Genomic DNA, 11,635 nt, shown 5'->3' on the forward strand with positions numbered 1-11,635 from the left:
CGCGGTGACGGCAGTGCGATTGTGTGCTTCTCATATCATGCGAAAAACGGCGAGCCGTCAAAGACGGCCCGCCGCTATTTGTCATTGCCGGCAAACCGCCGGGAGATGGTCTTTACTGCGAGACATCCTGGCCGAAATAAGTGTCGGCGATCTTCTTGTAGGTGCCGTCGGCCTTGATGTCGGCCAGCGCCTTGTTGATCGCCGCGACCAGCTCCGGATCACCCTTGCGCACGATGACGCCGGAATAGTCGGCGTTCTCTTCCTGCGCGGCGATCTTCACATTGGCGTCCGGCTTCTGCTTCTTGAAGTCGAGGAAAGACAGGCTGTCATTGATGGTGGCGTCGGCGCGGCCGGTGAGCAGCAGTTGGATCGACTGGTCGAAGCCTTCGGTGCCGACGAGTTCGGCGCCGTTGGTCTCGGCGAGCTTGCCGAAATTCGATGTCAACGACTGTGCCGACTTCTTGCCCTTGAGGTCGGCGAAGGTCTTGATGTCGGTGTTGTCGCCGCGCACGATCAGCACGGCCTTGGAGGCGATGTAAGGATCGGAGAAATCGTACTTGGCCTTGCGCGCGTCGGTGATGCCGACCTCGTTGATCACGGCGTCGTAGCGGTTGGCGTCGAGGCCGGCGATCAGCCCGTCCCATTTGCCTTCGAGGAACTCGACCTTGACGCCGAGCTTGTCGCCGATCGCCTTGGCGATCTCGACGTCGAAGCCGACCAGCGCGCCGGAAGCATCATGATAGGTGAAGGGCGCATAGGTGCCTTCGGTGCCGACTTTGAGGGTGCCGGCCTGCTTGATCTGGTCAAGATTGGCGCCGGCATGGCCTGATGTAACAGCCAGAACCTGAAGCGTTCCGGCGACGATGAGCGACTTGAGCCATTTCATTTCTGTGTGATCCCGTCCTTGGCCGGTGTCCGGCGCTTGTGAGAGCCGGAAACTGACAGATACAGCGCAGCAAAATAAGGAACCAGATTTCAAAAAAACGACGATCCAGAAATCAGATTCTCAAAGCAGCTCGGATCGGTGCCAATAGTCCCGATCTGCGGTGTCGATGCGCCCTGTCGGACCGCACAAAACAACCGCCATCGGCGGCGGAACCAATCCCCGGTGTGGCACGTTCATGGCTTGTTGTAGGGCGCCGCGTTTCCATTTCAAGAACCCTTGGCTGCGCTAGGCCCGAAGCAATTCCAGGAAAGTGGGAAAGCGGTTTCCCTCGGAATTGCGTCAAACAGAGATAACGGCCGCCAGGCCGTCCGAAAATGTCCGGGAGCAGGAGCGCGGCATGATCGAAGACACGGCAGGACGGACCATGGTCCGCACGGCAATGAAAGCCCCTTACCTCGAGCGCGATGAGGAACATGTTCTCGCCTTGCGCTGGAAGGAAGACCAGGATCAGCAGGCGCTGCATCAGATTACCGTCGCCCATATGCGGCTGGTCATCTCCATGGCTTCGAAATTCCGACATTACGGCCTGCCGCTCGGCGATCTGGTCCAGGAGGGCCATGTCGGGCTGCTGGAAGCAGCCGCGCGTTTCGAGCCGGAGCGCGAGGTGCGCTTCTCGACCTATGCGACATGGTGGATCCGCGCTTCGATGCAGGACTACATCCTGCGCAACTGGTCGATCGTTCGCGGCGGCACCTCTTCGGCGCAAAAGGCGCTGTTCTTCAACCTGCGGCGCCTGCGCGCCCGTCTTGCCAACGGCGCCGAGCCGATCTCTAACGCCACGCTCTACCGCGAAGTCTCGGTAGCCCTCGGCGTCTCCGAGGCCGATGTCGAGAAGATGGATTCCAGGCTTTCAGCACCTGACTCTTCGCTCAACGCACCCCTCGCCGATGAGGCCGGTACCACCGAGCGGATGGACTTCCTGATTTCGGACGATCCATTGCCTGACGAGGTCGCCGGCGACACCATCGACGTCGAACGGCGCCTGATGTGGCTGAAGACGGCGCTCCGCGCGCTCAATGCCCGCGAACTCAGGATCATCGAGGAGCGTCGGCTGACCGACGAAGGTGCGACGCTTGAGGCGCTCGGCGAGACGCTCGGCATTTCCAAGGAGCGTGTCCGCCAGATCGAGGCCCGCGCCATGGAAAAGCTCAAGCTCGCGCTGGTCAAGCAGAACCCCGAATTCATGGCAGCGTGAGATTGCCAGGAACAGGGGTACCGCCCCGAGTTATCTCAGAAAAGTTATCTCAGAAAAAAGCACTACGAAGGCTGGGGTTTCTGACGAAGACCGGCGCTATCTGTCCGTGACGATCTTGACCTTGTCGCCGGCCGAAACCGAGGCGCCCGGCGACATCGCGTTGAGCACGCGGAACAGATCGAGCTTGCGGTCGACGCCGACCATCTGCGCCGAAAGTGTGCCCATCGTCTGCCCGGCCTGTACCGTGACGACGCGGATATGCAGCGGCTTCAGTGCCGCTTTCTCGGCGGGGCTGAGCACGCGGAACGAACTGCTGACCGAGCGTGCCACCGGATCGAGTGTCGTGCTGGCCGAGGGGGCCGCTGTCAAAAGCCGGTAGACTTGGCCGCCGGCGCGGATCACCGCAATGTCGAACTGCCAGCCATCGGCGCCGGCGTGAGCTGTCGCCGCCTCGTTGCCGTCGATCGTCTCCTGGCGCACACTGGTCTCGTCGAGACCGGCCACCCAGCCGCTTCTGATGTAGTCGGTCAGCGCACGATCCTTGTCGATCGACACACCGTCGAAGCGGATCGCCATGTCGCCGGGACCGGTCGCCGTCACCGCCGCTGCCGAATTGTCGATGATGAAGCCGTCGGGCACCGTGAACGATACGCCGAGGCCCGGATGCAGGAAGGTCTGGCCGCGCACATAGCCCTCTTCCGGCGTGTCGCCATAGAGCAGGCCGTCTATCCCGGCCAGGAAGGAATCGCGGTCGCGCGTGCCGATGCCCGGCGCGCCGAACTGGCGGGCGTGACGCTGCGCCAGATCAATTCGCTGCGGCGTGTTGGGGTGCGTAGCCAGGAAGTCGAGGCTGGCGTCGGTGGCGCCGCTGATCGAGCGGAAATCTGTATAGGCCGACATCGACTGCAGGAAACGCCCGGCGGCATAGGGATCGTAACCCGCCTCGCCGATCGACTTGATGCCGATGGCGTCTGCCTCCAGCTCCTGGTTGCGCGAGAACTGCGCCAGCCTCAGCTTGCCGCGGATCAATGCCTGCTTGGCGGTCGGGCTGTCGCCCAGCACATCGGAGACCACCTTGGTCGCCAGGCCTTCCTCGGCCTCGAGCTGCTGTCGCTGCAGACCATGATTGGCGGTGACGTGGCCCATCTCATGCGCGATGACGGCGGCGAGTTCGGCCGAATCATTGGCCAGCGCCAGCAGGCCGCGGGTGACGTAGAGATAGCCACCCGGCAGCGCGAAAGCGTTGACGTTGGGCGAATTGAGGATGGTGATGCGATAGGTCTGGGTCGGATTGGCCGACACCACGGTCAGGCTGCCGACAACCTTGGCCACCATGCGCTCGAGCTTAGGATCGGAATATTCGCCGCCATAGGTGGCAAGGATGCGCGGATGTTGCGCCTTCGCCAGTTCGGCAAGCTTGCTGTTGGCGGCGACATTGTCGACCGTGATCGGCTTGTCGGAAGGCTGGAAGCCGGATTCCTGCACTTCGGGAGGCGTGAACATCTGGCAGCTGGCCAGCGCCACGGCAAGGCCGGCCAGCGCGAGGAAGCGCACCAGCGGTCTGCGTTTCAAAGTGTCAGTGCCGGTCGGCAGCACGGCGTTCCTTCAGCTCTCGGCGCATGATTTGGACCGGGGTCCGCGCCAGCGAAAAATCGGTCTTCGTTGGCAATCCTGCACACATCAAAAAACCTACAGCGTTTACGCATCCGGCCGGGTGCGGCGCTGTAGGGGCAAATCACGGCTCGTGCCGGACCAGTACTAAGCGGACCTAGCCACATCGACTGGACCATGGCAAGCAAGCGCCACATCACCTGTAGCCGGTTTGGTCGTAAATTATGTCCGCTTCCGGGCAATATCGCGTGATCCGCCCGAACTTGCGCCGATATAGCGCCGAAACGCTTCAGGGCCAGTGCCGTCGAAAAAATCGGCGGCAGGTCCCGTCGCGGCAACCCTGCCATTGTCCAGAAAAACCATCTGCTCGCCGATACGGCGAGCGTCTTCCGGCTGATGCGTGACGAACAGCACCGTCATCGCCCGCTCGGCATGAACGCCGGCCACCAGGTCGAGCATGTCGTCGCGCAGTGCTGGCCCGAGCGAAGCGAACGGCTCGTCGAGCAGCAGCACCGGCCGGTCGCGCACCAGAACGCGGGCGAGCGCCACGCGCTGCCTTTCGCCGCCGGAGAGTTCGCGCGGCGGGCGCTTTTCCTTGCCGGCGAGGCCAACGCGGTCAAGCGCCTCGGCGATTGCCGCGTGATCGGTCCCGGTCAGGTTGAGCGATGGCGAGCGGCCGAGCCCGACATTCTTCTCCACCGAAAGATGAGCAAACAGATTGTTCTCCTGGAACACCATCGAGACCGGCCGTGCCGAAGGGGCAGAAGCGCCGACATCGGCGCCGCCGATCAGCACACGACCGGACTGCGGCGTCTCGAAACCGGCCACCAGATTGAGCAAGGTCGATTTGCCCGAACCGCTCGCCCCCATGATGGCGGTGATCTTCGAGGTAGTGAATTCGACATCGAACAGGAACGGCACTTCGCCATAGCTGAACGAGACCTTGTCCAGTCGCACGGCCGCGCCTTTTTCCATGGCGGAAGTCACGATCTTTCTCCTCGTCCCAGCCAATCCGCGGCCACCACCAGCGCAAGGCAGACCAGTCCAAGCAGCAAGGCCAGCCCGGCAGCATCGGCCGTGCGATAGCTGCCCATGCGCGCCAGCAGGAGATAGGGCAAGGTCTGCACCGAATCGCTGCCGAACAGCGCGATGACGCCGAGATCGCCGAGCGACAGCGCCATGGCGAAGGCAAAGCCGGTGGCCAGCGGCCGCCGGAGCGATGGCCAGTCGACCAGAAGCAGCCGGTTCCAGCCCGCAATGCCGAGCTGCGCGCACAGCTTTTCGTGGCGCTCGCTCGCCGCATCATAGGCCGGGCGCATCGCGCGGATGGCAAAGGGCATCGCCATCACCGCATTGACGGTGACGACCATGACCGGCGCGATGGCAAAGACATCGCTGACCGTGCGCAGCAGGAGAAACCAGCCGGCGCCGATGACGATGGGCGGCACGACGAGGACGAAGCCGGCGCCGGTGTCGGTGGCATGTTCGAGCAATGAACGGGCACTGGACCGGCGGCGCAGCGACAGTGCCCGCCGCGCCATGATCAGCGACAGCGACAGCGCCACCGAAAGTAGCGCCGCCGAGAAGGCGAGACCGGCGCTGGTCAGCGTCGCCTGACGCACGGCACTCTCGCCCGCCAGCCGGCCGAGATCGGCGCCGAGGCCGGAGGCAACGGTGGCCGCCATCGGTCCGGCGACGAACAGCAAGGCGAGCACGATCAGGACGGCGTTGAACGCTGTTTCTGCTTTGCCGGCCAAGTGATAGCGGCGCGGCGCGACAGGCAAATTGGCGTCGCCGGTCATATTGGCGCCAAGCCGCGTCAGCGCCAGCATGACGGCAAAAGTCAGCGCGATCTGCAGCACGGTCAGCGTCACCGCTCGCGCCGGATCGAAGTCGAAACGCAGCGCCTGATAGATGGCGACTTCCAGCGTCGTCGCCGCCGGCCCGCCGCCGAGGATCAGCACGATGGTGAAGGAGGTGATGCAAAGCATGAAGACAAGCCCGGCGACGCCCGGCAGCGCGGCGCGCAGCACCGGCCACTCGATCAGCCGGAAGGCTGGCCTCGCCCCCATGCCGAGCTGGCTCGCCAGCCGCCATTGATCGGCCGGCACCGTTCCCAGCGCTTCGAGGAACAGCCGGGTCGCCAGCGGCAGGTTGAAGAAGACGTGGGCGACGAGGATGCCCGACAGCCCATAGATGTCGGGCCAGCTCTGGCCACCGATCGCGGCGAAATAACCGGCGCGGCCATAGAGCGCCAGTATGCCCAGCGCTCCGACAATCGCCGGCAAGGCAAGGGGCACAGTGAACAGCTGCAGGATGAAGCCGCGTCCGAAGAAGCGCGGATGCCGCGACAGCGACCGGGCGACGAAGAGCGCCGGTACGGCGGAAAGCAGAGTCGAGAGCGCAGCCTGCCAGAGCGTGAAGCGGACAACGCGCAGGAGATAGAGGTCAAAGGCGGACGCGGCGCCGGAAAGGTCGTGCGCGCCTTCGCGGATAAGGCCGGCGAAGGCGCCACCGATCAGCAGCGCGATTGCCGCAAGCGCGACAATGCCGGCCGTGATGCGGGGGTCAGAGGGATAGTGCGCACGCATTTCGCGCTATCCAACCCTACGGCGCACGTTCGCTGCTGACGCAAATATTTCACGGAAGTCGAGTTCCCGCCCACCCCTCTCTGGCCTGCCGGCCATCTCCCCCGCAAGGGGGGAGATTAGCAGCTTCGCTCCCCGCCCCATCCTCGCAGCGTTGGAGGTTGGCGAAAGCTTCCGAGCGCTTGATCTCCCCCCTTGCGGGGGAGATGGCCGGCAGGCCAGAGGGGGGTGTTCAAGCGCCATCCTGAATTCCTACTTGCTCATCACCGCCAGCCATTCATCCACCCAGGCCTTGCGATTTGCCGCGACCTCTTCCGGGCTGAACAGCAAGGTCTTCGCCGGCTTGACCAGCCTATCAAAAGCCGGATTGAGCGGCTTGTCGGTTTTCCCGGCCGGGAACATCCAGTTGGTCTCCGGAATGACATCCTGGAATTTCGGCCCGGTCATGAAGGCCAGGAACTTCGCCGCCAGCGGATTCTTCGCGCCCGTGGTGGTGATGCCGGCGACCTCGATCTGCAGATACTCGCCTTCCTCGAACGAGGCCGCCTGGTAGCGCCCGGTGTTCTCCGCCACCATGTGGTAGGCCGGCGACGTCGTATAGGAAAGCACCATCGGCGCCTCGCCCTTGGTGAACAGGCCGTAGGCCTCGCTCCAGCCCGGCGTCACCGTCAGCACTTTGCCCTTGAGTTTCGCCCAGGCTTCCGGCGCCTTGTCGCCATAGACCGACTTAACCCACAGCAGCAGGCCAAGGCCCGGCGTCGACGTCCTCGGATCCTGGATGACGATCTTGTCGGCGGCATCGCCCTCGACCAATTCCTTCAGGCTCTTCGGTGGGTTCTTCAGCTTCTCGGTGTCGTAGACGACGGCGAAATAGCCATAATCGTAGGGCACGAAAGTGTCGTCGCTCCAGCCGCCCGGCACGTTGTTTTCAGCCACCGCGCCATGTGGGACAAACAGGCCGGAAGCCTTGGCTTCCGCGGTGAGGTTGGTGTCGAGGCCAAGCACGATATCGGCTTTGGTCGACGCACCTTCGAGCTTGACGCGATTGAGCAGCGCGACGCCGTCGGCCACCGAGACGAAGTCGACGCTGCAGCCACACTCGGCCTCGAATTCCTTCTTCACCTGGGGGCCTGGACCCCAGTCGGCAGTGAAACTCTCATAGGTATAGATCGTGAGTTTTTCCTGCGCGCACGCAGGGCTTGCCAGTAGCGAAACAGCAAGCCCAAGCGCTGGGACAAGACGGGACAAAAAAATGCGCATCGGCGCCTCCTTCATTCGTGTTGAAAGGAATTGAGGCGTCGGGCTGTCCGAAGCGTCTAATCCCTCCGCCGGTACAAACCGGATCAGGTTCAGCGGGTTGGCGAGACTGCCTCTCAGCCGGTCCGCGAAGATCGCGTCCGGCACCCCGTTAGAGCGTTTCGACACATAGGCCCGGCCAAGGTGCCACGCAAGTGGAAGTTTGCCCGAGCGTGATCCCGGAAAGTGGAATCCGTTTCCGGAAAAAGATCATGCTCCAACAAAGAGTGACGGTGCCGCTCGGCCTTCCGTTTCGTCGGCGGGGCTGGTAAGGGCCAGCGGATATGAGCACATTCACCATCCTGCTTGGCGGCGATCTCGTCCGCACGCCGCGGCTCGACCGCCAGGTCGCGGGCACGCGCGTCATCGCCGCCGACGCCGGCATCGATCATGCCCGCCTGCTCGGCGTGATGCCGGAGCTGTGGGTCGGCGATTTCGATTCCGTGCCGGCGGACCTGCCTGCCGATCTCGCCGCCGTGCCGCGGGAGGTGTTTCCTCCCGAAAAGGACAAGACCGATGGCGAACTGGCGATCGCGGCGGCATTGGAACGCGGCGCCACCAGCCTGGTGCTGGCCGGCGCTTTCGGCGGCAAGCGCGCCGACCACGCCTTCCTCCATCTGGCGCTCAGCCTGCGGCTGGCCGAGGCCGGCACAAAATTGCTGTTGACCAGCGGAGCGCAGGAAGGCGCCCCTCTGCTGCCTGGCAAGGCCGGCTTCGACTATGCCGACGGAACGCTGTTTTCGGTGCTCGGCTTTTCCGATCTTTCGGGCCTCACCGTGTCCGGCGCGAAGTGGCCGCTCGACCATGTCGAGGTCGTGTTCGGCTCGTCGCTGACCATCTCGAACGAGGTCAAGTCCAACACGACCGGGGGCGGCCTCGAAATCGCGCTCGGCCATGGCCGCGCGCTGCTGCTCGCCCACCCCTACCCCTTGCCTGAAAGCTGACATGGCCCCGCCCCTTCTCAACCTCGACGGCATAAGACTGACCTTTGGCGGCACGCCGCTGCTCGATGGCGCCGAACTGACGGCGTCCGCCGGTGACAAGATCGCGCTCGTCGGCCGCAACGGCTCCGGCAAGTCGACGCTCCTGAAGATTGCTGCTGGTCTGATCGAGCCGCAAGACGGCGAGGTCTTCCGCCAGCCTTCGGCAACGGTGCGCTATCTCCCGCAAATGCCCGACATGGACGGCTTTGCCAATGTGCGCGCCTATGTCGAGGCCGGGCTTGGGCCTGCCGACGATCCCTACCGCGCCACATATCTGATGGAGCATCTCGGCCTCGCCGGCACGGAGAACCCCAACGATCTCTCCGGCGGCGAGGCGCGCCGCGCAGCACTTGCCCGCGTCATGGCGCCCGAACCCGATATTCTGCTGCTTGATGAGCCGACGAACCATCTCGATTTGTCGGTCATCGAATGGCTGGAAGAAGAGCTTGTCCGGACGTCTTCGGCGCTGATCGTCATCTCGCACGACCGTCGCTTCCTCGAACGCGTCTCGCGCGCCACTGTCTGGCTCGACCGTGGCCAGACCCGCCGCCTCGACAAGGGCTTTGGCCATTTCGAGGAATGGCGCGACCTTGTGCTGGAAGAGGAAGAGCGCGAACAGCACAAGCTCGGCCGCCAGATCGTGCGCGAGGAGCATTGGCTGCGCTATGGCGTGACGGCTCGCCGCAAACGCAACATGCGCCGCCTGGGCGAACTGCAGACCATGCGCCAGCGTTTTCGCGGCCATCGCGGCGCCGAGGGCTCGGCGACCATGGTGGCCAGCGACGCCGCCGAATCCGGCAAGCTGGTGATCGAGGCCAAGAACATCGAGAAGAGTTTTGGCGACCTGACCGTGGTCAAGGGCTTCTCGACCCGCATCCAGCGCGGCGATCGCGTCGGCCTTGTCGGGCCGAACGGCGCCGGCAAGACGACGCTGTTGAAGATGCTCACCGGCGAGATGAAGCCCGATGCCGGCTCGGTGCGGCTCGGCACCAATCTGGAAATCGCCACGCTCGACCAGAAGCGCGAGGCGGTCGATCCGGCCGAGACCCTGGCGCAGTATCTCACGGACGGGCGCGGCGAAAACCTCGTCATCAATGGCGAGCAGCGCCATGTCGTGTCCTACATGAAGGATTTCCTGTTCAAGCCGGAACAGGCGCGCACCCCGGTGCGCGAGCTGTCCGGCGGCGAACGGGCGCGGCTGCTCCTGGCGCGTGTTCTGGCGCGGCCGGCCAACCTTCTGGTGCTCGACGAGCCGACCAACGATCTCGACATGGAGACGCTGGAACTGTTGCAGGAACTTGTCGCCGGCTTTGCCGGCACGGTCATCCTGGTCAGCCACGACCGCGACTTCCTCGACCGCACCGTCACCAGCATCATCGCCCCGGACGGAGGCGGCCGCTGGATCGAATATGCCGGTGGCTATTCCGACATGCTGGCGCAGCGCGGCGGCACCCGGCTCGACGACCGCAAGGCGCGCGCCAAGGCCGAAGCCAGCGATGCGCCGGCGCCGGGCAAGAGCGAGCCGGCAGCGCCAAAAGGGCCGTCGAAGAAACTGTCGTTCAAGCAGAAATTCGCCCTGGAATCGCTGCCCAAGAAGATCGAGGCGGTAATGGCCTCGATCTCGCGTTTGGAAAACAACATCGCCGATCCCGCCTATTACGAGCGCGACCCGGCCTCGTTCCAAAAGACCATCGCCGCCCTCGACAAGGAACGCGCCACGCTGGCCGCACTCGAGGAAGAGTGGCTGGAACTGGAAATGCTGCGTGAGGAGATGGAGGGGTAGCATTGCCTGCGGTCTTTTATGCGCGTATATTGTGCGCATGAAAGGAGGCATCTCCGTGCTTCAATCGACGCCAAAAACTCAGCGGACCTCTGTCAACACGTCCATTGACTCTCAGTTGATCAAGGACGCCAAAGCGTTGGGCATCAACATCTCCCGCGCTGCCGAAGCAGGGATCGCGAAAGCGATTGCGGCGGAGAAAACGCGTCGATGGCAAGAAGAAAACAGGGAAGCCATCGAAAGCTCCAACGAATATGTCCGAAAGAACGGACTGCCATTGGCTAAACACCGGCCGTTCTGATGGCGCGTTACGATTTCTATCGGAGTACCGAGAGCGACGGTTATCTTCTCGACGTGCAGTCAGATATGCTTGAAGGGCTGAGCACGAGGGTGGTCGTTCCTTTGATGCCGCCCGAGATTGCCCCGCTTCCTGGCCGCCGCCTGAACCCGACCTTCGCTATAAACGGCAAAGATCTTGTGATGGTCACACAGTTTGTGTCGGCCTTCAGCGCGTCCGAATTGCGGATGCCAGAGGGAAACCTTTCTAGACATCACGACGACATCGTCGCCGCCCTCGACATGCTGTTCCAGGGCTTCTGAGCGAAGGCAGCCGCTACTGCCGCCCGTCAACCTGCCGTCTTGGCCTGCCAGGCCTTCAGCGCCTCGTCGAACACCTTCTCGCCCGGAATGCCCTTTTCCATGGTCAGCAGCGCCCGGCGTCCGGTCTTGTAGACCACCGGCACGTCGATCCAGTCCTGGCCTCGAAGCAAGGTCATATTGGCGTCCTCGTCGGCCTTGGTGTCGTTGAGCGCCACCAGGAAGAAGCCGTCGGCGATCTTGGCCGGAATGCCGATCAGCGGGCTGCCGGCATCCTGTTCCGAACTCTTCATGGCGACGCGCAGGATGTTGTCGACGCCACCGCCGTCAAAGCCCTCGGGCGTCAGGAAGATCATCTCGATGATGTGGCTGGCCGGCAGCGTCTGGTCGGTATTGCGGCGGATGGTCATGCGCAGCTGGATGTCCTTGCCGGGAATGGTCGCCTCGGCGCGGATCGCCGGCTCGGGCGGCAGGTCGCCGCCGGGCGATTCCTGCACCAGCGACCAGACGATGCTGCCGGGTTCGGCCGAACCTTGCGCGGTCGAGGTGCGTTCCTCGTAGAAGATCGCCTTCTGGCCGACCGCAACGGTCGGCGCGGGAGCGGCGGCCGCCGGCGCAGCGGGCGGCGTGCCGGCCGCG

Annotated in this window: 10 protein-coding genes, 1 pseudogene and 1 riboswitch; of the genes and pseudogenes, 5 read left to right on the plus strand and 6 right to left on the minus strand. The window is 63.9% G+C overall.

The genetic code is table 11. The features are described from left to right. Positions 1-112 precede the first annotated feature (112 nt). A complete protein-coding gene (locus X728_RS148180) occupies positions 113-886 on the minus strand; it encodes an amino acid ABC transporter substrate-binding protein (protein WP_023832047.1) in 774 nt (257 codons plus the stop codon). Positions 887-1,283: 397 nt separating this feature from the next. Here X728_RS148180 and X728_RS148175 point away from each other — a divergent pair, with 397 nt between their 5' ends. Beyond that, the gene (locus X728_RS148175) at positions 1,284-2,141 is read left to right on the plus strand and encodes an RNA polymerase factor sigma-32 (RefSeq protein ID WP_023693606.1); all 858 of its coding nucleotides are present in this window, start codon (positions 1,284-1,286) and stop codon (positions 2,139-2,141) included. Positions 2,142-2,237: 96 nt separating this feature from the next. Here X728_RS148175 and X728_RS148170 read toward each other — a convergent pair whose 3' ends face one another. The 4 genes from X728_RS148170 to thiB form a co-directional block, all read right to left on the minus strand. After that, complete coding sequence (locus X728_RS148170) at positions 2,238-3,644, minus strand: M48 family metalloprotease (protein WP_245266161.1); 1,407 nt, start codon at positions 3,642-3,644, stop codon at positions 2,238-2,240. A 330-nt stretch (positions 3,645-3,974) separates the two neighbouring features. Further along, positions 3,975-4,727: a thiamine ABC transporter ATP-binding protein gene (gene thiQ / locus X728_RS148165; RefSeq protein ID WP_031195650.1), complete on the minus strand. Its 753-nt coding sequence runs from the start codon at positions 4,725-4,727 to the stop codon at positions 3,975-3,977. Between the two features lie 8 nt (positions 4,728-4,735). After that, complete coding sequence (gene thiP / locus X728_RS148160; RefSeq protein WP_023832050.1) at positions 4,736-6,343, minus strand: thiamine/thiamine pyrophosphate ABC transporter permease; 1,608 nt, start codon at positions 6,341-6,343, stop codon at positions 4,736-4,738. Positions 6,344-6,592: 249 nt separating this feature from the next. Next, positions 6,593-7,600, minus strand: coding sequence for a thiamine ABC transporter substrate binding subunit (thiB, locus tag X728_RS148155; protein WP_023737345.1), 1,008 nt, complete (start codon positions 7,598-7,600; stop codon positions 6,593-6,595). 43 nt (positions 7,601-7,643) lie between these two features. Next, positions 7,644-7,758, minus strand: a riboswitch (TPP riboswitch). 162 nt (positions 7,759-7,920) lie between these two features. Here thiB and X728_RS148150 point away from each other — a divergent pair. From X728_RS148150 to X728_RS148135, 4 genes are read left to right on the plus strand one after another with little or no spacing between them, the layout of a single operon-like run. Beyond that, positions 7,921-8,580, plus strand: a complete 660-nt coding sequence (locus X728_RS148150) for a thiamine diphosphokinase (RefSeq protein ID WP_023690494.1) — start codon at positions 7,921-7,923, stop codon at positions 8,578-8,580. Position 8,581: 1 nt separating this feature from the next. After that, a complete protein-coding gene (locus X728_RS148145) occupies positions 8,582-10,402 on the plus strand; it encodes an ABC-F family ATP-binding cassette domain-containing protein (RefSeq protein ID WP_023690493.1) in 1,821 nt (606 codons plus the stop codon). A 55-nt stretch (positions 10,403-10,457) separates the two neighbouring features. Then, on the plus strand, positions 10,458-10,700 hold the full coding sequence (locus tag X728_RS148140; RefSeq protein WP_023693600.1) for a type II toxin-antitoxin system CcdA family antitoxin: 243 nt from the start codon (positions 10,458-10,460) through the stop codon (positions 10,698-10,700). Further along, the gene (locus X728_RS148135; RefSeq protein ID WP_023673676.1) at positions 10,700-10,999 is read left to right on the plus strand and encodes a CcdB family protein; all 300 of its coding nucleotides are present in this window, start codon (positions 10,700-10,702) and stop codon (positions 10,997-10,999) included. The genes X728_RS148140 and X728_RS148135 overlap by 1 nt, the downstream gene beginning before the upstream one ends. A 26-nt stretch (positions 11,000-11,025) precedes the next feature. On the opposite strand, the pseudogene X728_RS148130 reads toward X728_RS148135, so the two are convergent. After that, positions 11,026-11,635: pseudogene (locus X728_RS148130) on the minus strand (hypothetical protein); the annotation flags it as partial.

The sequence above is a fragment of the Mesorhizobium sp. L103C119B0 genome, assembly GCF_000502235.1.
Classification (GTDB): Bacteria; Pseudomonadota; Alphaproteobacteria; order Rhizobiales; family Rhizobiaceae; genus Mesorhizobium.